The sequence below is a fragment of the Actinoplanes sp. NPDC021490 genome, assembly GCF_055562135.1.
Map to the genome: position 1 here is coordinate 112917 of NZ_JBVHFW010000010.1, position 24037 is coordinate 136953.

Below are 24037 nucleotides of genomic sequence, written 5' to 3' on the forward strand. Positions count from 1 at the left end.
TCCTCGCGGCAACGGTCTAGCTTGGGTTTAAACCAACTAGTTGAAAGGTTGGCCATGCTCGCTGACACGCTCTCCCGGACGTTCGCAGCGCTGGCCGATCCCACGCGCCGCGACATCGTGGCCCGCTTGTCGGTGGCCGATGCCACGGTCAACCAGCTCGCCGAGCCGTACGCGATGACTCTGCAAGCCGTCTACAAGCACTTGCGGGTGCTGGAGGAGGCGGGCGTGGTGAGCCGGCCGCCGGGACCCCAGCCGCGTTCGGTGCGCCTCGAGGCCGGATCGCTCGACCTGATGGATTCGTGGATCGAGCTGTACCGGCGCCAGGCCGAGGAGCGCTATCGGCGCCTCGACCGCGTGCTGGCCGAGATGGACGACGAGGAGGCCGGGGCATGACACACATCGAGGCGGATCCCAAGCTGCCGATCATCCGGATCGTCCGCGATTTTCGGGCCAGTCCGGCGCGGCTGCTGCGAGCCCACACCGATCCCGAGCTGTTCGCGCGCTGGATCGGCCCGGACGACATGCAGACCCGCATCGAGCACTGGGACGCCCGTACGGGCGGAAGCTTTCGGTATGTCTCGGTCCAAGGCGCCGAGGAGTACGCCTTCCGTGGCTGTTTCCACGAGATCCGGCCGGACCGTCTGGTGCAGACCTTCACCTACGAGGGCGATCCCGACGGGGTGGCGCTCAACACGCTGTGGCTGGAGGAACTCGGCCCCGGCCGGACCAGGCTTCGTACGCAGTCGCTGGTGGACAGCTTCGAGACCCGCGACGGCTGGTTGAAGAGCGGCATGGAGGTCGGTGTGCAGGACGGATATCACAAACTGGAGAGGATGCTGAGCAATGAAGCTGGCTGACCTGACCGCCGCCGAGCGGCACCGCACCATCGCGGGCACGTTCACCGACCGGGTTCACGCCGCCAAGTCGTGGGACGCCCCGACGCCGGTGCCCGGCTGGGCGGCTCGCGATGTGGTGCGCCACCTCGTGGAGTGGTTCCCCGGGTTCCTGGCCGGCGGCACCGGCATCGAGCTGCCCCGCGGGCCGGGCGTCGACGACGACCCGGTCGGTGCCTGGCAGGTGCACAGCGACGCGGTGCAGGCGATGCTGGACGATCCGGCGACGGCGGGCCGCATGTTCTCCAATCCGCACACCGGTGATCTGCCCCTGGATCAGGCCGTCGACCGCTTCTACACCACCGACGTCTTCATGCACACCTGGGACCTGGCCCGCGCCACCGGCCAGGACGACCGGCTCGACGCGGAGTACGCGGCGCTGCTGGTCACCGGGATGGAACCGATGGAGGAGCTGATCCGTTCGTCCGGCCAGTACGGTCCCCGCGTGCCCGTGCCGGACGGAGCCGACGCGCAGACCCGCCTGCTCGGCTTCATCGGCCGCGACCCGTTCTGGACCCCCTGACCGGACCGACCTGCATCGGTGAGCCGACGGTGCAGATCTAGACGGCGGCGGGGAAAACCTGGACCTCGCCGCCGTCGGCGAACAGTTCACTGCCGGTCATGAAGCTGGATCGGTCGCTTGCGAGGAACAGCGCCGCCTGCGCGATCTCGGCGGGGTCGGCCACCCGGTGCATGGCCGTGGTGGCGGCCATCTGCGCCAGGAGGGCGGCGACCTGCGTCTGGTCATCGCCGGCGATGCCGCGCAGGCCGGGAGTGTCGGTCGGGCCGGGGACCAGGACGTTGACCCGGATACGGCGGGGGGCCAGTTCGGCGGCCCAGACCCGGGCGTACTGCCGGATCGCCGCCTTGGAGGCGGAGTAGGTTCCGAATCCGGGGTTTCCGCGGCTGGCCGAGGTGGAGCCGGTCACCACAAATATCCTGGTCGCATGGCCCGGCCCCGGAAGTTCGACGAGCAGCAGGTGCTGCACTCCGCGACCGAGGCGTTCTGGACCTCCGGCTTCGCGGCGACGTCACTGGGCGACCTGATGCAGGCAACAAGCCTGGGCAAGGGCAGCCTGTACGGCGCCTTCGGCGACAAGCAGGCGTTGTTCCAGCGGGTCCTGGACGGCTATTGCACGAACATCACGGCGGCTCTGAGCAAGCACCTGAGCGGCCCGGACTCGTCGGCGGCCACCCGCCTGCGAGCTCTGTTCGACATGATGGTCGCCGCCGGTGCTCCACCCGGCCCGCAGCGCGCCTGCCTGCTCGCGAAGTCAACCGCGGAGCTGGCCGCGACCAACACCGAGGTCGCCGACCGGGCCCGGCGGACGTTCACGACGTTCGCCGGCCTCCTGCAGGCTGAGGTGGAGAGCGCCCAGGCCGCCGGCGACATCCCCGGCGACCGCGATCCTCAGCGGACGGCCCACCATCTCCTGGCCGTGCTGCGCGGCATGGAGGCACTGACCGAGGCCGGCATGGACGAGTCGGTCCTACGCGACGCCGCCGACGCCGCCCTCGCGGCGGCCGGCCTCCATCAGGCCTGACCGCCACGCCCTCTATCGGGTCGGCTGCCTTTCTGGTCGAGGTCCTTACCTCCCGCACCGGCGGGCGTCAGTCCCGGTCGAGCCGCGACCGGCGACCGATTCCACGCCGATGGAGAGGCCGCGGCGCTCGATGCGCGCCGCGGGGGATGGGCGTACGTCGATCGAGAGTGCATCTGAGAGAAAATTTCACATTTACATCTATGAATAGCGTGTGACGTTTTTTACACTCGCCCCGACGGTGATCAAGCGGAGGGGGTTCCGGTGGTTAGATGGCGCGGACTGGCTGTGGGCTTGCTGGTGCTCGGGCTCACCGGAGTGATTCCCGCACCTCCCGCGGCCGCCGCCGCGGCCTGGAGCCCCGCGCAGGATCTGGAGGGCAAGTGCGCCACGCTCCAGGTTTTCGACGGAACCACGTCGCGCGGATACGTCCAGCGCGCGTCCGTCGGCTACGGCTTCACCGCCACCGCGTCGGGTGCCGAGCCGTTCCGGTTCGAGGCCACCCAGCTCGGCCGGTACCTGTTGCGGGACTCCACCGGCAAGCCGCCCTATCAGAGCGTGCTCGGCTGGGTGTGGGCCGGTGACACGTACGGGGACCGGGCCGACTGGACGGTCAGCGTGGCCGACGGCCGGTACCGTTTCGTGTCCACCGCGACCGGCCAGCAGCTGGGCGTGTACCTCGGCGGGCTCGGCGCGGGCAACAGTGCCTCGACCGTCGCGCTCGCCCCGGCCAGTGGATGCGCCGCGATTCCCGACATCGCCACCGGCGTCAGCGGAACCCCGGCGCCCGGCGTCGACGCCAACGGCAAGCTCGTCGGATGGATCGACGCCCACGCGCACATCACCGCGGGTGAGGCCTTCGGCGGATCCCTGCACTGCGGGGACGCGTACGCGCCCGGCGGCGCCCCGGTCGCCCTCCAGGGCTGCCCGTCACACGCGACTTTGGGCTGGGGCGCCCTGCTCGAGGCGATCATCGCCGGCACCGACCCGATCGACTCGGCCGAGGACGGCTGGCCCACCTTCGGCGACTGGCCGCAGCACGACACGATGCTGCACGAGGCCTCGTACTTCCGGAGCCTGGAACGCGCCTGGCAGTCCGGGCAGCGGGTGCTCAACGTGCTGCTGGTGGCCAACCGGGTGATCTGCGGGCTGACCCTGCAGCACACCTCGTGCGACGAGATGGACCAGATCCGGGCCCAGGCCGACTATCTGCGCAAGATGCAGGACTACGTGGACGCCCGCAGCGGCGGTGCCGGCAAGGGCTGGTTCCGGCTGGCCACCACCCCGGCCCAGGTGCGCCAGATCGCCGCCCAGGGCAAGCTGGCCGTCACCATCGGCGTGGAGAACTCCGAGATCTTCGGCTGCCGCGAGGTCGGCGACGTGCCCCAGTGCACCCGGCAGCAGATCGACGCCGGCCTCGACGAGCTGGCCGGCATGGGGGTCAGCGGCCTCTACCCGGTGCACAAGTTCGACAACGCGTTCGGCGGCACCCGCTTCGACGAGGGCGTCACCGGCGCGGCCGTCAACGTCGGCAACCTGATCTCCACCGGTCACTGGTGGCAGGCGACCTCCTGCACCGGGCCCTCCGACAACGAGCAGCCTCTGGTCAGCGACGACCTCGCCCGGCTGTTGCAGCTCGGGGTCGGCCTCCCGGCCGGCGCCATCCTGCCGGTCTATCCGAGCGGCAAGATCTGCAACGTACGCGGCCTGACCGATCTCGGCCGATACCTGGTCGAGCGCATGATGGACCGCGGCATGATCATCCACATCGACCACATGAGCGTGAAGGCCGCCTCCGCCGTGCTCGACCTGGCCGAGCAGGCTCGCTACCCGGGTGTCGCCTCGGTGCACAGCTGGTCCGACCCCGCCCTGATCAACCGGATGCTCGGGGTCGGCGGGTTCGTCGCGGGCTATGCCTTCTCCGCCTCCCCGGACGGCCAGGACACCCCCACCTTCCTGCAGCAGTGGCGGACCAACAAGGGGCTGGCCAACGGCTCGAAGATCACCGGGTACGGGGTCGGCACCGACGTGAACGGTCTGGGCACCCAGGCCGCCCCGCGCCTGGACGCCGCGTCCCGCCCGCTCACCTATCCGTTCACCGCGACCAACGGAACCCAGGTGGCCCGGCAGGTCTACGGCTCCCGCACCTTCGACCTCAACACCGACGGCGTGGCCCAGTACGGGCTCTACGCCGACTGGATCACCGACCTGATCAACCAGGCCGGCCCGGACGCCGCCGCACTGCGTAAGCACCTGCTCAGCGGGGCTGAGGCGTACACGGTGATGTGGGAGAAGGCGCGAGCCTAGGGCTGTCCCTCACGATCCTTGGTGAGCCGCCGCCCGGCCCCGTTGCGCCGGCACCACCAGAGCACCGGTGTCTTCCGCGGGCGGCGTGTCCTCCGCGACCGGGCGCAGTTCCTGCAGGGGCTCGGTCGTCACGGTCGGCACCGCCCGGCCCGCGGGCACCGGCAGGACGGGCTCGCCGAGGAACACCCGGCGCACCACCCGCTCGGACGCGTGGCCGTCGTCGAGGTAGCAGAAGCGCTTGCGGAAGACCGTACGGGCGCTCGTCGCCGCCGGGCCGGAGACCGCGCCGGAGACGAACAGGTCGGCCAGCTCGTTTTCGTCGTCGGTCGCGACCCCCGGGCCCTCGGCGAAGACGTCGAGGTAGGCGCCGCGGGTGGCCCGGTACTTGTCCCAGTCGGCCGCGTAGATCGCGATCGGCCGGTCGAGCACCGCGTAGTCGAACATGACGGACGAGTAGTCGGTGATCAGCATGTCGGCGGCCAGGTAGACGTCTTCCACCCGCGGGTAGTCGCTCAGATCGATGATCCGGGAGTGGTCGCCCGGGACGAGTGAGCGGTCGAAGTGGTGCACCCGCACCAGCAGCACCGTGTCGGACGGGAGCCGGTCGGCGAAGCTCTCGACGTTGAGCAGAGCGTCGGCGCCGAACTCGTAGTCGCGGTAGGTCGGCAGGTAGGCCACGGCGACCTGATCCGGCCGCAGGCCGAGCCGGTCGCGGGCCGCGGCCACGTCGTCCGCGGTCGCGGTGGCCAGAGCGTCATTACGCGGGTAGCCGGTCTCGAGAGTCTCGTAGCCGCACGGGTAGGCCCGCTCCCAGATCTCGCTCGTGTAGGCGTTGGGGCTGATGCTGTAGGTCCAGCGATCGGATCGCTTGAGCAGCCCGTCCATGTCCAGGTCGCCGAGGCCGGCCGGGAACTTGAGCTGGTCCACGCCCATCGCCTTGGCCGGGGTGCCGTGGTTGGTCGACAGGTGCACCGCGCCGTCGCGCTTGGTCACCCAGCTGCGGTAGTTGACGTTGGTGATCAGGTATTTGGCCCGGGCCAGCGCCTTGTAGTGCTGCTTGGTGCCGATCGTCACCGTCTCGACGCCGGCCGGAACCTCGGCCTCCGCGCCCGGCTTGATCTCCCACACTCCGCGCACCCCCGGCGCCAGCTCGGTCATCTTCTCGTAGACCGCGCGCGGGTTGCAGGCGTAGCCCTTGCCCCAGTACGCGGAGTAGACGGCCAGATTGTCGTCCATCGGCCGGCGCGTCTGGAACCGGTAGTAGAGCATGCTGAGCCGGGTCCGCAGCCGGACCTTGTTGCGCACCTCGACCAAGCGGGGCTTGGCCGCCTCGGCCAGCCGCTCGCCGAGCCGCAGGGTGCGCCACAGCGGCCACGACCCGCGGGCGGCGATCCGGTGCCGGATGCCCTCCCGGCCCCCGGGGGACGCGTAACCGCCGGCCGGGACGTGCCGGCGGTAGGCGAGCACGATCGCGCGGAAGAACTCCTTGCGGTCGCCCCGGGCAATCCGCTCGGGATTCTCGAGCACCAGCAGCAACTGGTAGAGCATGCGCTCGAAGACCAGGTTGCGGAACGGCGCGGCGCGTTCACCGATCGCGTCGAGCCGCTGGAAAAGCTGGTCCCACTGGTCGAGCACCTCGAAGTGCCGGCGACCGGGGGTCGACGTGATGGCCCCGCGGCGGCGCTGGCGGTAGTAGACGCAGACCCGCTCGAGGACGCTGATGCGATCGGCCAGCATCAGCACCGGGTAGCCGACCGGAACGTCCTCGTAGAGACCGGTCGGATAGGCGATGTCGTTCTTGAGCAGGAAGTCCCGGTTGTAAATCTTGTTCCACGCGACGTGGAAGATCCTGATCGCCCGCGGCTGCTCGGCCAGCGTGAACGTACGCGGGAAGTTCGCCGAGGCCGCCAGGGCGGAGAGCTTGCTGTGCCGGGTGGTGTTGTCCCACCACACCTTGGCGTAGTCGACCACCAGCACGTCGGGCTCGGCCGTCCGCAGCCGGTCGGCGATCGCGGCCAGCGCGCCCGGGGCGATCCAGTCGTCGCTGTCGATGAACCAGACGTAGTTGCCGCCGGTGTGCCCGAGACCGGCGTTGCGGGCCTCACCCAGGCCGACGTTCTGATCCAGGTGCACCACCCGGACCCGGCTGTCGCGCGCGGCGTACTCATCGAGAATCGCGCCGCTGTGGTCGGGGGAGCAGTCGTCGACCGCGATCACCTCGAAATCGGTGAACGTCTGCTCGAGGATCGAGTCGAGGCATTCCCGGAGGTAGGCCTGAACCCGGTAGACGGGAAGGACAATACTGAGCAGCGGCATTCGACAGAACCTCGCGACAAGCGATCAGGGCGGCGTGACGCTACCAAAAAGATCGCCGTCCGTCAGGTTCGCGTAACCTTCCCTTCACCTGCGGCGTGCTATTTAACGACCCCGACATGAGGCCGCGTACTCAGGCCGGTTGAGTAGCCGCCGGGAAGTGCCGCGAGCTGGGTTTTCATAGCGTCTTACCCGTGATCTCGACCTTCCGGCAATGGACGCTCCGGCTCGGCAGCTACGCGCTCAGCGGCCTCTACGGGCTTTTTCGGACGCACCCCGCGGTGTGGCGCTTCATGGCCCGGCACTACCGGCCGCGCCTCGCCGGTTTCGCCCGCCTGAACGCGTGGATGACCTGCCAGTTCGCCGCGCTGGACGTTCCCGCCTACGCCGACTTCCTGCGCCGCCACTCGTGGACGTTCCGCTGGTTCGACCTGACCAGCTACCCGCCCACCAGCAAGGCCTCGTACGTGCGGGCCTACCCGGAGCACGAGCGGTGCCGCAAGGGCCGGTTCGAGGTGGCCGGCAGCGTGGTCGACGAGTCGTCGGGGTCGTCGGGGCAGCCGTTCAACTGGGTCCGGAGCCGGGCCGAACTGCAGTCGGTGCACCGCAATCTGGCCGCGTACGCGACCATGGTCTTTCCCGCGAAGCGTCGGTTCGTGATCAACGCCTACTCGATGGGCGCGTGGGCGACCGGCACGAACACCGGCATCGCGATGTCCCGGATCGCCATGGTCAAGAACACCGGCCCGGACATCCGCAAGATCATCGACACGTTGCGGCACTTCGGCCCCGATTTCGAGTACGTGGTGACCGCGTACCCGCCGTTCCTCAAGCGCCTGCTCGACGAGCTCGACGCCGAGCGGTTCCCGTGGGCGGAATACCGGATCTCCGGCCTCGTCGGCGGCGAGGGGATGACCGAGGCGCTGCGCGACTATCTGGAGAAGCGCTTCCGCAAGGTCCGCTCGGGCTACGGCGCCAGCGACCTCACCATCGGCATGGCCGGCGAGACCGACCTCACCGTCTGGGTCCGCCGCCGGCTGCGCACCGACACCGAGCTGCGCGCCCGGCTGCTCGGCCCGGACGAACAGCGGCTGCCGATGGTGTTCCAGTACAACCCGCTCGAGACGTACCTGGAGACCAACGCCGACTCGGAAATCCTGTGCACGATCACCTCGACCGCCGTGGTGAACCCCAAGGTGCGTTACAACATCGGCGACGAGGGCCGGCTGGCCACGCTGCCCGAGGTCCTGGCGGCCGTCACCGATCCGCGGGCACGGGCCGAGGCGCAGGCGGCGATGCGGGCCGACGGGATGCGGCTGCCGTTGCTGTTCCTGTTCGGGCGCAAGGACAGCACGATCTCGTACATGGGGGCCAACATCTACCCCCAGGACATCGAGTACGGCCTGTACGAGGGGAATCCGTACGCGAATCTGGTCGAGGGTTTCTGTCTCGAGCTGGTGCAGGACGACCAGCTGGAGAGCCGTCCCACCATCCACATTCAACTGCGTTCCGGCGTACGCCCGGAGGCCGCGCAACGGGACCTGCTGGCCGACACCTGCCGGGCCGGTGTGCTCGCCCACCTGACCAGGACGAGCCGGGACTTCGCGGCCTCGCTGACCGAGGACCCGTCCGCCGCCGACCTGCGGGTCGCCCTCCACGACCACGGCGCCGGCCCGTTCGCCGGTGCCGCGGCCAAGCTCAAGAACGTCTACCTGATCAAGGGAAGCGCATGAGGACCACCGACTTCTCCGCCGCTCCGCCGCAGGGCCGGGCGACCGCCATGTTCATCGGGGCCACCCGCTACTCCGGGCCGCTGGCCATGCTGCACACCATCCGCACGTGGTTTCCGATGGTGCGGCAGATGAAGCGGATGGCCGGCTACCGCTGGCACACCGTGTACTACCGGTTCCCGTACACGATCGGCACCATCGCCTTCTTCAGCGACCAGGACGCCATGCTGAAGTTCGCCCGCAGCCGCCACCACCGCGACCTGATGTGCTGGCTCACCGACGAGGGCGCGACCAACGCCACAGCCGGTTTCATCCGGCTCTTCACCGCCCAGCCGCACGGCTACAGCAACGGCGCCTGGCGCGCCGAGGACGGCAGCATGTCGCACATGCCGACGTGGACGCCGCTGTCGACCGAGGCGGCCGGTCCGCCGGTGCACCGCTCATGAGGGCGACCCCGGTCCGCACCCGGGCCGACCTGCGCGACTTCTGCGAGCTGCCGCTGCGGCTGCACCCCCGCGACCGGTACGTGCCCCTGCCGGCGCCGGTCATCGCCCGGCACCGGCGCGTCGCTTCGCTCTACCTGGTGCGTGACCGTCACGGCCGGGTGGCCGGCCGCACGAGCACGCACCGCGACGCGGCCTTCGACGCCAAGGCCGGGCCGAGCCAGCTTTTCGGGCACACCGAGTTCACCGACGACGCCGCGGTCTTCACCGCGCTCATGGACGTGGTGACCCGCGACGCCGGGGGACGCCCGCTGTTCGGACCGGTGGCGTTGCTGCCCAACCAGACCGGCGGCGTCATCACCGGCGGCTTCGGCTCGCGCGGCTTCGTCGACTCGGCCTGGAACCCCGCCTACTACCCGGCCATGTACGAACGGCACGGCTTCACCCGCCGCTTCGAGGCCGACACCTGGGCGGTCGAGGTGGCGGGCTCGGCCGCGGCCTACCGGTTCGACGACGACCGCCTGGCCGCCGAACGTCTGGTGATCCGGCACGGTTCCCGCCGCGGGCTGCGCCACCAGCTGCCCGTCCTGCGGGAGATGCTGAACGCGAGTTTCGCGCAGCTCGGCTACTACACCGAGATCTCCGCCGCCCAGCTCGCCGAGCAGACCGACGGCCTGGCCCACCTGCTCGACGAGGGCCTGCTGCTGTGGCTGGAGAAGGCGGGCCGGCCGGTGGCGTTCGTGGTGGCCGTCCCGGACATCTCCGAGTTCCTGATGCGCACCGGCGGCCGGCTCGGCCCGATCGAGCAGCTTCGGCTGCTGGCCACCCGGTCGCGCTACCGCCGCGACGCGGTGCTGGTCATCAAGGGCACGGTGCCCGGCGAACAGGGCCGGGGCTACCTGACCCTGCTGAGCCGCCAGGTGCACCGGCACCTCGAGGCGAGCGGCTACCGGACGCTGCGCAGCACGTTCGTGGAACGCGGCAACACGGCGTCCGCCGCCTCCTACCGCCGGGCCGGCGGCCGGCCCCTGCACGGATACACCTTCTATCACCGAGGTGGAGCATGACCTGGGTTTCCGTTCTGCGTGAGCACGAGTCGACGGTCCGGCGGGCGCCGAGCGCGCACAACACCCAGCCGTGGACCCTCGATTACCGCGCCGACGAGATCGTCATCGGCGTGGACCCGGACAGGTCACTGCCCGGCTCCGATCCGTCCGGGCGCGACCTGGCGCTCGGCCTGGGCGCGTTCGCCGAGACCTGCCTGATCGTCGCGGCCGACGCGGGCCTGTCCGTCCGGTGCGACCTCAGCGATCCACACCGGATCCGGCTGCTGCCCGCGGCGCAACGCTACGAGACCATCTTCCACCGGGCCGACATCGAGGCGCGCCGGGTGGCCCGGGGAGCGTACGAGCCCGGGCTTCTGGATCTGGTGATTCTGGCCGGTCTGGAACCGGGGATCGTGCACGTGCGCAGCCGCGCCCTGGCCGCCGACCTGACCGTGGCCGACCGCTGGATGTTCGGCACCCCGCCGGTGACCCGCGAGCTGCGCGCCTGGCTGCGGCTGAACCCGCGTGACCCGCGCTATGACCGCGACGGGCTGACCGACCGTGCGCTCGGGCTGAGCCGCCTCGAGGCGCGGGTGTTGTCGGGTGCGCTGCGCAGCTATCCGCTGACCCGGCGGCTCGGCCTGCCCGCCCTGCTCGCGGCGAGCGGAAAGAACCTGCTGCGGTACGACGGGAGCGTGCTGGTCCTGACCGGATCGGACGACCCGCGGGAGGCGGGTCGCCGGCTGCTGCGGACCTGGCTGCGGCTGGCCCGCTTCGGGCTGGCCGTCCACCCGCTCAGCCAGCTGCTGGACTGCCCGGTCACCGCGGCCCGCCTGGCCGGCCGGGTCGGCGCGACGCCGCTCGCCGTCTTCCGGGTCGGTCACCCGCTACACGAGCCGGCCCGCTCCGCCCGGCTTCCCACCGGCCGCCTGCCCGCCGGCCGCCTGCCCGCCGGCCGCCTGCCCGCCGGCGGCTGACGGGGGGCCCGCGGGCGCGCCGAGTGCCATGATCGCGATGTCGTCCTCGAGGCCGTCGCCGAAGTCGTCGAGCAGGCCGACCAACGCGTCGACGACCGCGGTCGCACCGGCCGGGGCCAGGTCGTCCACGAACCCGAGGACGGCCTCCACCCCGTACCGGTCATCGGTTCGCTTGTCCGGCGTCGTGTGCGCCTCGGTGAGCCCGTCGGTGTAGAGGACGAGCGTGTCACCGGGACGCACGGTCAGTGACGTGTTCCGGTACGCCGAGTCGGGAAACACGCCGACCATGCGGCCCTTGGTGGCATGGCGTTCCGCGGTCCCGCCGGCCCGCAGCAGCAGCGGCTCGGGATGCCCTCCGCTGGCGATCACCGCGCTGAAGCCGCCGTCCCCCGGGGTCAGGATGCCGAAGACGACGGTGCAGTACCGGGCGTCGTTCCGGTACTCCTGATAGAGCACCCGGTTGAGGTTGTGCAGGACGGCGGCCGGGTCGGGGTCATAGACGGCCGCGGCCCGCAACGTGTAGCGGGCGAGCGAGGTGACCGCCGCCGCCTCGATGCCCTTCCCGCTGACGTCACCGAGGAAGAAGCCCCAGCGCCCGCCGTCCAGCGGGAACAGGTCGTAGAAGTCACCGCCCACCTCGTCGGCCGAGGCCATCCGGTAATGGGCCGCGGTCTCCAGGCCGGGCGGGGTGCGCAGCACCGCGGGAAGCAGGCTGCCCTGCAGCTCGGCGACCAGATGCCGCAGCCGCTCGCCCTCGAGTTCGGCCGCCCGGCGGGCATGGAGCAGTTCCTTCTCGTACGCGCGGCGCTCGCGACCGTCGAAGACGATCGTGCGGGTCAGCGGCGTCCGGCCGTCCTCCGGCGCCCGCACCAGCGAGCTGATCAGGGCGGGCATGCTGCTGCCGTCCTTGGCGCGCAGCTCGAGGGCGATGCCGCTGATCTCGCCCTGCATGGTCAGCAGGGGCGCCAGATGGGTCTCGAAGTAGATCCGGGCGCCCATGGTGAGCAGGTCCCGGAGCCGTTTGCGGCCGACGATCTCGTCCCGCGTGTAACCGAGCCAGCCGAGCAGCGTCGCGTTGACCTTGACGATCGTGCCGTCCGGCAACGAGGAGAGATTGCCGCACGGGGAGTGCTCGTACAGGTCGTCGGTGTCGTCGTCGAGCACAGCGTGGCGCCTTGTCGTCCGGGTCGGGAGGTTGCCCGCTCCGCCCGGCGGACGGCCTTCGAACTGCGGGCACCGATCATCCTACGGCAGCCCGGACGGGCCAGCTCGCGGCCTGGTAGCCGGTCCGAGGTCGGTCTCAGCTCGCGGTCTGGTCGCCGGTCCGGGGGAGGCGGACGGTGATGCGCAGGCCGCCGCCGTCCCGCGGGGCCGCGGTGATCGTGCCGCCGTGGGCCCGCACGACCGAACGGGCGATGGCCAGGCCCAGCCCACTGCCGCCGCTGTGATCGATCCGGTCGGTGGCCAGCCGGGTGAAGGGCTCGAACAGCCGGGCCACATCCTCGGCCGGGACCGCCGGACCGGTGTTCTCCACGGTCAGCGCCGCCTCCGCCGCGCCCACGGTGACGGTGACCGTGCCGCCCGGCCGGTTGTATTTGATCGCGTTGTGGACGAGGTTGCGGACGAGCCGCTCCAGCAGGACGCCGTCCCCCTCGACCTGGTACGGCTCGACGTCGACGGTGATCTTCACATCGGCGTCCGCGGCGGCCGGGGCGTGTGCGTCGGCGATGCCGGCGGTGATCCGGTCGAGCGCCTGCGGGGTCCGTACGGCGAGACCCTGGTCGGCCTGGCTGAGCACGAGCAGGCCTTCGATGAGGCGTTCGTTGCGGGCATTGGTCTCCAGCAGCTGGCTGGCGAGCAGGGCCGACTGTTCCGGCGTCAGCGGTTCGGCCATGCCGACCTCGATCAGCGTGCGCTGCAGGGCGAGCGGGGTACGCAACTCGTGCGAGGCGTTCGCCGCGAAACTGCGCTGACCCTCGTAGCCGGCGGCGATGCCGTTCATCATCGTGTCGAGCGCCCGGCCCAGCCGCTTGACCTCGTCCCGCCCGCGGCCCGGACGGATCCGGTGACCCAGGTTCTGCGGGCCGACCTGGGCGATGACCGGTAGGACCCGGCGTACGGGAGCCAGCACCCACCACACCAGCAGCGGCACGAGCAGCAGCGTCACCGCCACCACCAGGCCGTACTCCTTGAGGTTGGCGATCGGGATCTTGCGGGTGATCCGGCACCCCATGCCGTCGACCTCTTGGTAGCACGGTTCGTAGTAGGGCGCGTCCCAGGGCACCTTGCTGTAGAGGAACTGAACGATGAAGACGAAGGTCACAGTGGCGATCACCGCGACGGCCAGGCGCGCGCGCAGGCCCATCAGGGCAGCCCCACGCGGTACCCGGCCCGCGGCACGGTCTGCACGACCTGCGGTTCGCCCAGCTTGCGGCGCAGCGTCGAGACGGTCACCCGGACCACGTTGGTGAACGGGTCGGTGTGCTCGTCCCAGACCTGTTCCAGCAGGTCCTCGGTGGTGACCGCCTGCCCCTGGGCGCGCATCAACGTGTGCAGGACGCCGAACTCCTTGTGGGTCAGCGACAGCGGGCGGCCGTCCCGGCTGGCGGTGCGGGTCGCCACGTCGAGCACCACACCGTCACGTTCGAGAACCGGGGGCAGCGCCGGGGCCGTGCGCCGGGCGAGTGCCTGCACCCGGGCGACCAGCTCGGCGAAGGCGAACGGCTTGGTCAGATAGTCGTCCGCCCCCAGCCCGAGCCCCTCCACCCGGTCGTAGATGCCGCAGGCGGCGGTGAGCAGCAGCACCCGCGTCCCGAGCCGGTGATCGGCGATCCAGCGGCACACGTCGTCGCCGGTCCGGCCGGGCATGTCCCGGTCGAGCACCGCGACGTCGTACCGGTTGACCTGGATCTTGTCGATCGCCTGCCCGCCGTCGTAGGCGATGTCGACCGCCATGGCCGCCCGCCGCAGGCCCACGGCGATCGTGTCGGCGAGCAGCCGCTCGTCGTCCGCAACCAGAACTCGCACGCCGGCCATGCTGCCATGATCTAGATAAGGCGAAGGTAAAAGGTGACGGTTCCCGGACCCTTTCGCCCGTCAGGCCACCAGGAAGGTGCCGGCCATGAAGACCACCAGGAACACCGCCTGCAGGGCCGCGCCGATCATCAGAACCGCCCGGTCGACCACCTGGTTGGCGCCCATGCGGGCCAGCACCAGGAAGATCGCCACCGCCTCCATCGCGTAGCGCGCCGCCGACTGCATCGAGCGGCCGCCGACCTCGGTCGACATCAGCATGACGAGGGTGACCGCGGCCTGCACGACCAGGTATTTCTGGTCGGGCCGGAACTTGAACGGACCCCTCACGCACAGGATCAGCAGCACCACGGCGACCAGGACCGTGCCGGCGTCCAGCATCGCGCCGAGGGCGGCCTTGTCGAGCGGCCCGTGCCCGGCGATCTGCGCGACCGAGGTCAGCCAGGCCCCGCCCGGGAACGTGTACTCCCGGCCCCACTGGTCCTGGGCGATGCTGAACTGGACCGGGCTGCCGAGTTCGACCAGGCAGTAGAGGCTGTAACAAGCCACGCCCAGCGGTACCAGGGCCAGCGCCAGCACGTCGGGCCGCATCCGGCGCGGCCGCCAGCCGACCTGGCGCAGGTATTCGACGGCCAGCGGGGCGATCAGCAGCACGCCGAACAGCCGGGTGGCCGACGACAACGCGCCCAGTGTGCCCGCCAGCCACCAGTGCCCGCGGCGGCCGGCATACAGCGCTCCCACCACCAGCAGCAGGAACAGCGACTCGTTGTAGCCGATGAACAGGAAGAACCCCATCGGGAAGGCGGCCAGATACCAGGCGGCGCGCTGGGCCACCCGCGGCCCGAACTCGTACTCGGCCAACCGGTAGAGCAGGGCCAGAGCTCCGAAGGCTGCGGCCTGGGCCACGACCAGGGCGCTGACCAGCCCGTTGCCCGGCAGCACCGGATCGAGAGCGTGGATCAGCATCGGATACAGCGGGAAGAACGCCGGGAAGCCCGGGCCCAGGTGGTAGCCGCTCTCCGCGATCCGTACGTAGTGGCCGGCGTCCCACCCGTTCCAGGCCAGGGCGACCGACCACAGGTCGGGAGCCGGTCCGTCGCCCTTGTAGGTCAGCCAGGCGAGGGCGCTCACCAGAAGGTGGACGACGGCCGAGACGGACCAGACGCCGAGGGCGGCCAGCATCGCGGAACGCCACGGACGCCGGACCGGCGCGATCTGCCCGGCCCCGACTTGGCCGGCCTCGGTTTCGCCGGCCCCCAGCAGCAGATCGAAGTCGGACTCGGTCGTGGTGGACGGCGCGGTCACGAGGGCACCCCGGCCGGGCGGCGGCGGACCGTCACCGCGGAGTCGAACGTGACGACGTACGCGGGCCGGCCCTGGATCGACGTGAAGATGCGGGCCACGTACTCGCCGAGAAGGCCCAGGCACAGCAGCTGCAGCGCGCCGAGGAACACCAGCGCCACGAACATCGACGTCCACCCGGGCACGACGTTGCCCCGCAGGTACGCGGTCAGGACCGCCGCGCCCGTCACGAAGCAGAGGGCGATTCCGGCGCAGCCCAGCCACGTCGCGACCCGCAGCGGAGCGGCCGAGAACCCGGTGATACTGTCCAGCGCCAGCCGGACCATCTTGGCCAGGGGATACTTCGAGCGGCCGGCGGCGCGCCTCTCCCGGGCGTACGCCACCTCACCGCTCGGCAGGCCCAGCCACGGCACGAGCAGGCGATAGACCGGCAGGTGCTCCGGCAGCTCGGTCAGGGCGTCCACCGCGGTCCGGCTGAGCAGGCGGAAGTCTCCGGCGTTGTGCGGCACGGCGGCCCCGACGACCCGGCGGATCAGCCGGTAGTACAACCCGGCCGACCAGCGCTTGAACGGGCTGTCGGTGCTGCGATCGGTTCGTACGCCGTGGACGACGTCGAGCTGTTCGCTCTCGGCCAGGGCCAGCATCTCGGCGATGACCTCGGGCGGATCCTGCAGGTCGACGTCGATGCTGACCACGTACCGGCCCCGGGCGCGATGCAGGCCGGCGGTGAGCGCGTTCTGATGCCCGGCGTTGCGGCGCAGCCGGACGACCCGCAGTTGCGGCCAGGCCAGGCGCATCCCCTCCAGCACCGCCGGGGTGGCGTCCCGGCTGCCGTCGTCGACCGTGAGCACCTCGTACGACACGCCGAGGCGGTCGAGCACGGGACGCAACCGCTCGGCGAACAGCGGCAGCACGTCCTCCTCGTTGAAGACGGGCACGACTACCGACAGTCCCGGTACGACATCGACGCTCATCCGGCCCCTCCTTCGTGTTTGTTCACGAAAGCCACGTTGATCGTGAGCCGATAAGGCCGGGATAAAGGCGGGCCGGGTGGCACGATTCCGGGAGTTACCGCAGGTCCGGAGCGTGAATCGCGTCTCTTTCCGGGTCTTTCTGCAACCTTCCTGTGTGGCTAGCCGGCGCTTGCGGCGATGGCTGCGTATTTGCGGTCCGGGCGCTCGGGGAACTGCTGTTGCCGGCGCTCGATTTCGGTGAATCCGGCCCTGCTCAGGCGGGCCGAGAACTCGTCGACCGGCCAGCGGTACGCGGTGACGACCTTGTGGTCGAACGCCGCCACCTCGTCGTCGCTGTCGAAGAAGCCGATCACCAGCCGGCCGCCGGGAATCAGGATCCGGCGGAACTCGGCGAGTACCCGGTCCAGGTCCGGCGGCGGCAGGTGAATGGTCGAATACCAGGAGAGGATGCCGGCCACGGAACTGTCGGGGGCGCCGGTCGCGGTCATCGAGCCGAGCCGGAAGTCGGAGCCGGGGAAGTGGGCCCGGGCATGGTCGATGAATTCGGGAACCATGTCGACGCCGGTCACGTCGGCGCCCAGATCCTGCAGGTAGGCGGTCCAGTGGCCGGGGCCGCAACCGAGATCGAGCACCGGGCCGTCCAGGCCGGCCAGATGACCCCGGACGAGGGCGGTGTCGTCCTCGTGGGCCTGCCAGTCGCCGTCGAACAGGGCGATGTACTGCTCCGACATGGACGAATACGCATCACGCACCGGCTGCCAATTCACCCGGACACCCTAGGGCTTCGCCAGGCGCCTGGTGCACAGCGCCGTCGCGGCCGCTGACCGGACCGGCTTTTGGTGATCGGCTGAGCGGCATAGGCACGAAGATCCGGGGGTACACATCGATCACCTGCCGTGGGGCAGAGCATCCGCGTCAGGGGGTACCGATGAGCCGGACCAGTCAGGACGAGCCGGGAACGCGATCGGGGGTCGCCGGCGAGCGGCTCACCGGCTCGGTGATCGTGGTCGCACTCGTCTCCGCCGTCTCGGGTCTGCTGTACGGCTATGACACCGGAATCATCTCCGGCGCGCTGCTGCAGATCGGCGAGGACTTCAGCATCGGCCACATCTGGGAACAGGTGATCGCCGCCTCGATCCTGGTCGGCGCGGTGATCGGCGCCCTCACCTGCAGCCGGTTGGCCGAACGCCGGGGCCGGCACGGCACCCTGCTGCTGATCGGCATCGTCTTCGTCGTCGGATCGCTGGCGGCCTCGCTCTCGCCCGACCCGATCACCCTCTCGCTCAGCCGCCTCGTGCTGGGCTTCGCGGTCGGCGGGGCCACCCAGACCGCCCCGGTGTACGTGGCCGAGCTCGCGCCGACCGCCTACCGCGGGCGACTGGTGCTGTTCTTCCAGATCGCGATCGGCGTGGGCATCGTCATCGCGACCATCATCGGCGCGGCCGAGGTCATCGACTGGCGCGTCGCGATCGGCGCCGCGGCCGCACCGGCCGCGATCATGTTCGTCCTGATGCTGAAGCTGCCGGAAAGCCCCCGCTGGCTCGCCCGCGAAGGTCACCTCGACCGCGCCCGGGAGGCGCTGGAGCGGGTGCGGCCGCACGGCAGCGACCTGTCCGGCGAACTCCGCGAGATCGAGGACAACGCGCAGGCCGAGAAGAAGGCCGGCACCCGCGGCTGGGCCGGGCTCCGGGCGGCGTGGGTCCGGCCGGCGCTCGTGGTCGGCTGCGGGCTGGCGATCTTCACCCAGCTCTCCGGCATCGAGATGATCGTCTATTACACGCCCACGATCCTGACCGACAACGGCTTCTCGGACTCCACCGCGTTGCGAGTCTCCGTCGCCCTCGGCCTGACCTACCTGGTGGCCCAGCTCATCGGCTTGTCGATCATCGACCGCGTGGGCCGGCGCCGCCTGACCCTGCTGACGCTGCCGTGCGCCGCGGTCGCGCTCATCGTGCTCGGCTCGTTCTTCGTCACCGGCAACGACGGCAAGTCGATGATCCCGTGGATCATCGCCACCCTGATCGCGTTCATGGCCTTCACCGCGGGCGGGATCCAGCTGATGGGCTGGCTGACCGGCTCGGAGATCTACCCGTTGGCCACCCGGGCCGCCGGCGCCGCGGCGCAGTCGGCCTCCCTGTGGGGAACCAACGTGCTGATCACGCTGACACTCCTGAGCACCATGAAGGCGATCGGCACGGGCCAGACGTTCTGGCTGTACGCCGCCTTCAACATCATCGCGTTCGTCTTCCTGTACCGGAAGATGCCCGAGCTGACCGGCCGCAGCCTCGAGCAGATCGAGGACCGGCTGGCCCAGGGCAAGTTCACCCCGGCGGAGTTTGCCGGCCGCTGAGCGCCGGCGGTCCGGGCGGGGCCGACGGTCCAAGCGGGCTGACGGTCCCGGCGGGGCCGGCAACGTCCCCGCCCGCCTTTCTCCGACGGGCCGGGCGCCGAGTTTCGTGCCGGGACCGGCGGTGGCGGTGGGCCGCTCGCCGATCAGGCCCGGGTGCTCGCGGGCAGCAGGGCGGTCGCCCGCGCGGCCGCGGCCGTCAGGACCTCCAGGTCGGCGGGGACGAAGGCGCCCGGCTCGGTGTGCATGACGATCAGCGTGCCGACGATCTGGCCGCCGGCGTCGTGCAGCGGCACACCGGCGTAGGAACGCACGCCGCATTCCATGACGACCGGGTTGCCGGCGTGCGCGGGGTCTTCGTGGGTGTCGACGATGATCAGCGGGTGGTCGTGGTCCACCACCAGCGCGCACGGCGCCCAGGCGAGGGGCACGCCACCGGCCTGCACGATCCACTCGGGCATGCCGTGGGACGCCAGCAGGAGGGCGCTGTCCGTCCAGACCAGGTTGGCCGCGATGGTGGCCCCGGGGAACGACTCCGCGAGCGCGTCGACCAGGCCTTGGATCTCGGTCGTGGTGCCGTCGTGGAGGTCGGGCATGGCCGCCGCGACCGCCAGCAGGCGGGCGGGCTCGAGCAGACGCGGGCCGGGCGAAGAAGCGGAGGGCCGGGCGGACAGGCTGGTGCTCATCGCGTACTCCGTAACGGGTCGGAAAGGTAAGACGTTGCCTTGAAGTTAGGGAGCGCCGGGTGCCGTACGGGGTGGAACGGCGTTGCCGGACGGTTGCAAGCCGCGGGGGAGGCGCCGCCCGTTCGACGGGCGTACGGGCGGCGCTTTCTCATGCGGCCGGCACCGGGAGCACGTGCAGCTCGGCCGGGGTCTCGAAGAAGTAGTTGTCGGCGGCGATCGCGGTCCGGCCCGCGGCGACGCGCGTGCCGTCCCGGGTCAGTTCGATCGCGGTCGGATAGGGGCCGGTGTCGTAGGTGCGGCCGGGCCGGGTCAGGTCGGCCATCGAGAACGACTGCGCGTAGTAGGGGGAACCGCTCGCCGTGTAGACGGTGGCGCCGGTCGGATCGAGGGCCGCGCCCGCCAGGTCGGAGCCGGCCGAGACATGGTCGGTCCGGCTGACCTGGGTCAGCGTTCCTCCGGCGCCGATCGCGTACGAGTGACCCGTCCACGGGCTCAGGTCCTGCTCACCGGCGAAGAGCACCTTGTGGTTGCGCAGCGCGGTGGCCGGCCGGGGCGGACTGTCGGCCGGGTTGCCGAACGGCAGGGTCGTCCCCGGAACCTGTCGGATCGAGGACGAGGTCTCCGGCCCCTGTCGCCCCCGCCCGTCCCGGGTCACACTGTTGCTGCAAACACCTGCGGCGTGGGCCTGGCGTGAAACGGGCATAGCGGGACACCCGGCGGGGCAAGCGGCCGGGCCGATTCGTCCTGCGTGGATTCGGCTGCAACATACCTGCAAATGGAATCCATTGACCGTCGCTTATTTCTTTCCTTATCTTCGGTAATAGGTTTCGCCGATGTTTCGGATATCCGCCGGCGTCCTGGAATCGCGATCCCCGCTGTCCCCGCGCTCCCCGATGAAGGAATGAACCATGACCAGAATTAGATGGATCACCATGGCCGCGGCGGCCTTCTCCGCCATTGTGGTGAGCGCGGTCGTGACCGCGCCCGCCTACGCCGACACGCTTTTCAGCGACAACTTCGACGACGGCGACGCCAACGGCTGGAGCCGCTCCGGCGGCTCGTGGTCGGTGGTCACCGACGGCTCACCCGCTTTCCGGCAGACCAGCACCAGCGCCAACGCCCGCGTGCTGGCCGGCAGCACGTCGTGGACCGACTACACGGTGAGCGCCCGGGTCAAGCCGATCGCGTTCGGCGCCACCGGCCGCACCACCGGGGTGGCGGCCCGGGTCCGCTCCTCCAGCGAGTACTACGCGCTCGTCCTGACCGGCGGCGGCGCGGTACAGCTGCAGCGGGTCTCCGGCGGCACGGCCACCGTGCTCGGCACGGCGGCGACCGGCGGCACGACCGGCACCTGGCGCACCCTCGCGCTCACCGTGCGGGGTTCCGCGCTGACCGGGTCGGTCGACGGCGCCGCGGTCGTCCAGGCCACCGACTCCGCCCTGGCCACCGGCCGGGTCGGGCTGATCGCCTCGTACGCCAGCGCCTCCTTTGACGACGTCGTGGTGGACACCTCCGGGCCCGGGACCGACCCGACGACCCCGCCTCCCACGTCGCCGCCGCCCCCGGGCACGTGCCGGGTCACCGGCTCGCCGATCGGGTTCGCGCAGGGCACGACGGGTGGTGCGGGCGGACCCACGGTGGCCGTCGACACGGCCGCGGAACTGCTCGGCGCGATCGCCACGACCGGCCCGCTCACCGTCTGCGTCAGCGGCACGATCACCCTGCCCGCCGGCATGTACGACGTGACCAGCGACAAGTCGATCGTCGGAGTGGGCACGACCGCGGGGGTCACCGGCGGCGGCTTCAACATCGGCCTGCCGGTCTCGGAGGTCACCACCGCCCCCGCGAACGCGGTGCACAACGTGATCATCCAGAACCTGACGTTCCGTAAGGCCTCGGACGACTCGATAAACGTGCAGATGTTCTCGCACCACGTCTGGATCGACCACAACGACCTTGCCCAGGGCTACGACGGGCTGATCGACATCAAGCGCGGCTCGTCCCTGGTGACGGTGTCGTGGAACCACACCCACCACCACACCAAGAACATGTTGCTCGGCCACGACGACGGCAACGGCGCCCAGGACACCGGGCGGCTGCGGGTGACCTACCACCACAACTGGTTCGACGCGACCCCGCAGCGCAACCCGCGGGTCCGCTTCGGTGACCCCGTCCACGTCTTCAACAACTACTACTTCTACAACACCGACACCGGCGTGGCCTGCCAGAACAACGCCGGCTGCATGGTCGAGGGCAACTACTTCGAGAACGTCGAGGAACCGGTCACCAACACGTACGCCGGACCGGCCGGCCGCTGCGTGGCCCGCAACAACGTCTTCGTGGGGGAGTCGGGGGCGCCCGACTGCAGCGGCAGCGTGCAGGAGCCGTCGGCGTTCTACCCGTACACCCTGGACGATCCGAACTCGGTGAAGGCGATCGTCACCGCGGGCGCGGGAGTGCTCCGATGAGGCGCCGGGCGGTGCTGACCGCGGGCGTGGCGGCGCTCGTGCTGGCGACCTCGGCCGGCGCCGGGCTGACGAAGTCGAGGACCGCCGAGCCGGTCCTCCGGGCGGCGCCGGCGGCGGACGGATTCGCCTCCGTGTCCGGCGGCACGACCGGTGGGGCGGCCGGCCCGGCGGTCACCGTGACCACCGGGGCCGACCTCGCCAAGTACGCCGGCGCGAACACCCCGTACACCATCCTGGTCTCCGGCCGCGTCAGCGTGGACGACATGGTGACCGTGGTGGCCAACAAGAGCATCATCGGCGTCGGCGCGACCGCGGAGATCGCCGGCGGCGGGCTGCAGCTGGGCTCGACGACGCGGCCCGGCAACAACGTGATCATCCGCAATCTGCGGTTCAGCGGGGCCTCGGACGACTCGGTCAGCGTCACCAACGGCGCCCATCACGTGTGGATCGACCACAACGAGTTCCTTCCCGCGTACGACGGCTCCCTCGACATCAAACGCAAGTCGACGTTCGTCACCGTTTCCTGGAACCATTTCCGCGGCACCGACAAGACGATGCTGCTCGGCCATTCCGACACCTATACCGCCGATGTCGGCTATCTCAAGGTGTCCTATCACCACAACTATTTCGATGGCTCGAACCAGCGGCATCCACGGGTGCGTTTCGGCGAGCCGGTGCACGTCTACAACAACTACTACCGCAACGTCGGCCTGTACGGGATTGCCTCCACCGAGAACGCCGGTGTGGTGGCCGAGGGCAACTATTTCGAGAACGTCGCCCACCCGTGCCACTCGACCGGCGGATACGCCGAGAGCAATCCGGGCCGGCTGGTGCAGCGGGCCAACGCGTTCGTCAACTCCGGCCCCTGCGAGGCGGGCGGCACGGTGACCGAGCCCGGCACCTATTACGGCTACACGCTGGACCCGGCGTCGTCGGTTCCGTCGCTGGTCACGGCGGGCGCGGGCGTGGGGAGGCTGTGATGCACGCACTGATCGCGCTCCTCCTCACGGCCGGCCTGTCCGCCGCCCCGGCCGCCCCGGTCGCCGCCTCCGCCGCCGACGGCTTCGCGACCGGCACCACGGGCGGCGCCGGTGGGGCGACCGTCACGGTGGACACCACCGACGAACTGCTCGACGCCATCGACACCGTCGGCCCGCTGATCATCCAGGTCAGCGGAACCATCGGGATCACCAGCAAACAGGGGGTCCGGCCGAACAAGACGATCGTCGGCATCGGCTCCGCCCCGACGATCTCCGGCGGCGGGTTCGACTTCTACCGCTCGTCCCACGTCATCGTGCGCAACCTGACCTTCGCCGACGCCGAGGACGACGCGATCAATATCGGTCAGCAGTCGCACCACATCTGGATCGACCACAACACGTTCGTCCGGCCGGTCGACGGCTCGGTCGACATCGTGCGCGGCGCCGACTACGTCACCGTGTCGTGGAACCACTTCGCGCGCACCGACAAGAGCATGCTGATCGGCCACTCCGACGGCGCGGCGTCCACCGACATCGGGCATCTGAAGGTCAGCATTCACCACAACTGGTTCGACGGCTCGCGCCAGCGTCACCCACGGGTGCGTTTCGGTGAGCCGGTGCACGTCTACAACAACTACTTCGACGGCAACGAGCTGTACGGGGTGGCGTCCACCATGAACGGCGGGGTGGTCGTCGAAGGCAACTACTTCGCCGGTGTCGCCCACCCGTGCTACTCGACCAGTGGCTACGCCGACAGCGACCCCGGACGCCTGGTTCAGCGGGCCAACGTGTTCACCGCCTCGGGCCCGTGCGAGGCGGGCGGCACGGTCGCCGAGCCGCGAACGTACTACAGCTACACCCTGGACCCGGCCGCCTCCGTACCGTCGCTGGTGCAGGCGGGGGCCGGAGCCGGAAGAGCCTGATTCCGCGAGAGCGGCCCGGACCCGGGCGGGTCCGGGCCGCAGCGTCTTGACACCGGTCGATGTGAGGTCTGAGA

At 70.5% G+C, this 24037-nt stretch carries 23 protein-coding genes; 13 read left to right on the top strand and 10 right to left on the bottom strand.

Annotation, left to right across the window (positions count from 1 at the left end; all coding sequences use genetic code 11):
* The first annotated feature begins 54 nt into the window (after positions 1-54).
* From ACZ3I4_RS25485 to ACZ3I4_RS25495, 3 genes are read left to right on the top strand one after another with little or no spacing between them, the layout of a single operon-like run.
* Positions 55-393, top strand: coding sequence for an ArsR/SmtB family transcription factor (locus ACZ3I4_RS25485; protein ID WP_465384521.1), 339 nt, complete (start codon positions 55-57; stop codon positions 391-393).
* Positions 390-857, top strand: coding sequence for an SRPBCC family protein (locus ACZ3I4_RS25490; RefSeq protein ID WP_465384522.1), 468 nt, complete (start codon positions 390-392; stop codon positions 855-857). The genes ACZ3I4_RS25485 and ACZ3I4_RS25490 overlap by 4 nt, the downstream gene beginning before the upstream one ends.
* Complete coding sequence (locus ACZ3I4_RS25495) at positions 844-1416, top strand: TIGR03086 family metal-binding protein (RefSeq protein ID WP_465384523.1); 573 nt, start codon at positions 844-846, stop codon at positions 1414-1416. The genes ACZ3I4_RS25490 and ACZ3I4_RS25495 overlap by 14 nt, the downstream gene beginning before the upstream one ends.
* Positions 1417-1453: 37 nt before the next feature.
* Here ACZ3I4_RS25495 and ACZ3I4_RS25500 read toward each other — a convergent pair whose 3' ends face one another.
* Complete coding sequence (locus ACZ3I4_RS25500) at positions 1454-1822, bottom strand: SDR family oxidoreductase (protein WP_465384524.1); 369 nt, start codon at positions 1820-1822, stop codon at positions 1454-1456.
* Positions 1823-1840: 18 nt separating this feature from the next.
* Between ACZ3I4_RS25500 and ACZ3I4_RS25505 the strand changes: the two genes are divergently transcribed.
* Complete coding sequence (locus tag ACZ3I4_RS25505; RefSeq protein WP_465384525.1) at positions 1841-2437, top strand: TetR/AcrR family transcriptional regulator; 597 nt, start codon at positions 1841-1843, stop codon at positions 2435-2437.
* Between the two features lie 261 nt (positions 2438-2698).
* Positions 2699-4741, top strand: coding sequence for a hypothetical protein (locus ACZ3I4_RS25510; RefSeq protein WP_465384526.1), 2043 nt, complete (start codon positions 2699-2701; stop codon positions 4739-4741).
* Positions 4742-4750: 9 nt separating this feature from the next.
* Here the strand turns inward: ACZ3I4_RS25510 and ACZ3I4_RS25515 are convergent, their stop codons facing one another.
* Positions 4751-7057: a bifunctional glycosyltransferase/CDP-glycerol:glycerophosphate glycerophosphotransferase gene (locus tag ACZ3I4_RS25515; RefSeq protein ID WP_465384527.1), complete on the bottom strand. Its 2307-nt coding sequence runs from the start codon at positions 7055-7057 to the stop codon at positions 4751-4753.
* A 191-nt stretch (positions 7058-7248) separates the two neighbouring features.
* Between ACZ3I4_RS25515 and ACZ3I4_RS25520 the strand changes: the two genes are divergently transcribed.
* Genes ACZ3I4_RS25520 through ACZ3I4_RS25535 form a run of 4 tightly spaced genes read left to right on the top strand, consistent with a single transcriptional unit; the run spans position 7249 to position 11250 of the window.
* Positions 7249-8787 carry a phenylacetate--CoA ligase family protein gene (locus tag ACZ3I4_RS25520; protein WP_465384528.1) on the top strand — a complete coding sequence of 513 codons (1539 nt, stop codon included), beginning with the start codon at positions 7249-7251 and terminating at the stop codon, positions 8785-8787.
* A complete protein-coding gene (locus ACZ3I4_RS25525; protein ID WP_465384529.1) occupies positions 8784-9230 on the top strand; it encodes a DUF4188 domain-containing protein in 447 nt (148 codons plus the stop codon). Before ACZ3I4_RS25520 ends, ACZ3I4_RS25525 begins: the two co-directional genes overlap by 4 nt.
* The gene (locus ACZ3I4_RS25530; RefSeq protein WP_465384530.1) at positions 9227-10294 is read left to right on the top strand and encodes a hypothetical protein; all 1068 of its coding nucleotides are present in this window, start codon (positions 9227-9229) and stop codon (positions 10292-10294) included. Before ACZ3I4_RS25525 ends, ACZ3I4_RS25530 begins: the two co-directional genes overlap by 4 nt.
* Positions 10291-11250, top strand: a complete 960-nt coding sequence (locus ACZ3I4_RS25535; RefSeq protein WP_465384531.1) for a hypothetical protein — start codon at positions 10291-10293, stop codon at positions 11248-11250. Before ACZ3I4_RS25530 ends, ACZ3I4_RS25535 begins: the two co-directional genes overlap by 4 nt.
* Here the strand turns inward: ACZ3I4_RS25535 and ACZ3I4_RS25540 are convergent.
* From ACZ3I4_RS25540 to ACZ3I4_RS25565, 6 genes are all read right to left on the bottom strand, one after another.
* On the bottom strand, positions 11161-12414 hold the full coding sequence (locus ACZ3I4_RS25540; protein ID WP_465384532.1) for a SpoIIE family protein phosphatase: 1254 nt from the start codon (positions 12412-12414) through the stop codon (positions 11161-11163). The two genes, ACZ3I4_RS25535 and ACZ3I4_RS25540, sit on opposite strands and share 90 nt — an antisense overlap.
* 136 nt (positions 12415-12550) lie before the next feature.
* The gene (locus ACZ3I4_RS25545) at positions 12551-13615 is read right to left on the bottom strand and encodes a sensor histidine kinase (protein WP_465384533.1); all 1065 of its coding nucleotides are present in this window, start codon (positions 13613-13615) and stop codon (positions 12551-12553) included.
* Entirely contained in the window at positions 13615-14277 is a 663-nt protein-coding gene (locus ACZ3I4_RS25550; RefSeq protein WP_465384534.1) for a response regulator transcription factor, read from the bottom strand. The genes ACZ3I4_RS25545 and ACZ3I4_RS25550 overlap by 1 nt, the downstream gene beginning before the upstream one ends.
* Positions 14278-14346: 69 nt before the next feature.
* A complete protein-coding gene (locus ACZ3I4_RS25555; RefSeq protein ID WP_465384535.1) occupies positions 14347-15588 on the bottom strand; it encodes a mannosyltransferase family protein in 1242 nt (413 codons plus the stop codon).
* A complete protein-coding gene (locus ACZ3I4_RS25560; protein WP_465384536.1) occupies positions 15585-16559 on the bottom strand; it encodes a glycosyltransferase family 2 protein in 975 nt (324 codons plus the stop codon). The genes ACZ3I4_RS25555 and ACZ3I4_RS25560 overlap by 4 nt, the downstream gene beginning before the upstream one ends.
* 158 nt (positions 16560-16717) lie before the next feature.
* Positions 16718-17326, bottom strand: coding sequence for a class I SAM-dependent methyltransferase (locus tag ACZ3I4_RS25565; RefSeq protein WP_465384537.1), 609 nt, complete (start codon positions 17324-17326; stop codon positions 16718-16720).
* A gap of 161 nt (positions 17327-17487) precedes the next feature.
* Here ACZ3I4_RS25565 and ACZ3I4_RS25570 point away from each other — a divergent pair, with 161 nt between their 5' ends.
* A complete protein-coding gene (locus ACZ3I4_RS25570; protein WP_465384538.1) occupies positions 17488-18909 on the top strand; it encodes a sugar porter family MFS transporter in 1422 nt (473 codons plus the stop codon).
* Positions 18910-19052: 143 nt separating this feature from the next.
* Here ACZ3I4_RS25570 and ACZ3I4_RS25575 read toward each other — a convergent pair whose 3' ends face one another.
* Together ACZ3I4_RS25575 and ACZ3I4_RS25580 are read right to left on the bottom strand one after the other, a co-directional pair.
* Positions 19053-19592, bottom strand: coding sequence for a GAF domain-containing protein (locus ACZ3I4_RS25575; RefSeq protein ID WP_465384539.1), 540 nt, complete (start codon positions 19590-19592; stop codon positions 19053-19055).
* Positions 19593-19740: 148 nt separating this feature from the next.
* On the bottom strand, positions 19741-20247 hold the full coding sequence (locus ACZ3I4_RS25580; protein ID WP_465384540.1) for a hypothetical protein: 507 nt from the start codon (positions 20245-20247) through the stop codon (positions 19741-19743).
* Positions 20248-20500: 253 nt separating this feature from the next.
* Between ACZ3I4_RS25580 and ACZ3I4_RS25585 the strand changes: the two genes are divergently transcribed.
* From ACZ3I4_RS25585 to ACZ3I4_RS25595, 3 genes are read left to right on the top strand one after another with little or no spacing between them, the layout of a single operon-like run.
* Positions 20501-22060 (top strand): pectate lyase family protein, encoded by a 1560-nt coding sequence (locus ACZ3I4_RS25585; RefSeq protein WP_465384541.1) that lies wholly within the window; start codon positions 20501-20503, stop codon positions 22058-22060.
* Entirely contained in the window at positions 22057-23040 is a 984-nt protein-coding gene (locus ACZ3I4_RS25590) for a pectate lyase family protein (protein WP_465384542.1), read from the top strand. Before ACZ3I4_RS25585 ends, ACZ3I4_RS25590 begins: the two co-directional genes overlap by 4 nt.
* Entirely contained in the window at positions 23040-23963 is a 924-nt protein-coding gene (locus ACZ3I4_RS25595) for a pectate lyase family protein (protein ID WP_465384543.1), read from the top strand. The genes ACZ3I4_RS25590 and ACZ3I4_RS25595 overlap by 1 nt, the downstream gene beginning before the upstream one ends.
* Positions 23964-24037 lie beyond the last annotated feature (74 nt).

Excerpts from the sequence above, each read along its gene's own strand:
- ACZ3I4_RS25485 (WP_465384521.1), top strand. The coding sequence starts at position 55 with ATGCTCGCTGACACGCTCTCCCGGACGTTCGCAGCGCTGGCCGATCCC.
- ACZ3I4_RS25490 (WP_465384522.1), top strand. The coding sequence starts at position 390 with ATGACACACATCGAGGCGGATCCCAAGCTGCCGATCATCCGGATCGTC.
- ACZ3I4_RS25495 (WP_465384523.1), top strand. The coding sequence starts at position 844 with ATGAAGCTGGCTGACCTGACCGCCGCCGAGCGGCACCGCACCATCGCG.
- ACZ3I4_RS25505 (WP_465384525.1), top strand. The coding sequence starts at position 1,841 with ATGGCCCGGCCCCGGAAGTTCGACGAGCAGCAGGTGCTGCACTCCGCG.
- ACZ3I4_RS25515 (WP_465384527.1), bottom strand. The coding sequence starts at position 7,057 with ATGCCGCTGCTCAGTATTGTCCTTCCCGTCTACCGGGTTCAGGCCTAC.
- ACZ3I4_RS25525 (WP_465384529.1), top strand. The coding sequence starts at position 8,784 with ATGAGGACCACCGACTTCTCCGCCGCTCCGCCGCAGGGCCGGGCGACC.
- ACZ3I4_RS25530 (WP_465384530.1), top strand. The coding sequence starts at position 9,227 with ATGAGGGCGACCCCGGTCCGCACCCGGGCCGACCTGCGCGACTTCTGC.
- ACZ3I4_RS25535 (WP_465384531.1), top strand. The coding sequence starts at position 10,291 with ATGACCTGGGTTTCCGTTCTGCGTGAGCACGAGTCGACGGTCCGGCGG.
- ACZ3I4_RS25545 (WP_465384533.1), bottom strand. The coding sequence starts at position 13,615 with ATGGGCCTGCGCGCGCGCCTGGCCGTCGCGGTGATCGCCACTGTGACC.
- ACZ3I4_RS25560 (WP_465384536.1), bottom strand. The coding sequence starts at position 16,559 with ATGAGCGTCGATGTCGTACCGGGACTGTCGGTAGTCGTGCCCGTCTTC.
- ACZ3I4_RS25570 (WP_465384538.1), top strand. The coding sequence starts at position 17,488 with ATGAGCCGGACCAGTCAGGACGAGCCGGGAACGCGATCGGGGGTCGCC.
- ACZ3I4_RS25575 (WP_465384539.1), bottom strand. The coding sequence starts at position 19,592 with ATGAGCACCAGCCTGTCCGCCCGGCCCTCCGCTTCTTCGCCCGGCCCG.
- ACZ3I4_RS25585 (WP_465384541.1), top strand. The coding sequence starts at position 20,501 with ATGACCAGAATTAGATGGATCACCATGGCCGCGGCGGCCTTCTCCGCC.
- ACZ3I4_RS25590 (WP_465384542.1), top strand. The coding sequence starts at position 22,057 with ATGAGGCGCCGGGCGGTGCTGACCGCGGGCGTGGCGGCGCTCGTGCTG.
- ACZ3I4_RS25595 (WP_465384543.1), top strand. The coding sequence starts at position 23,040 with ATGCACGCACTGATCGCGCTCCTCCTCACGGCCGGCCTGTCCGCCGCC.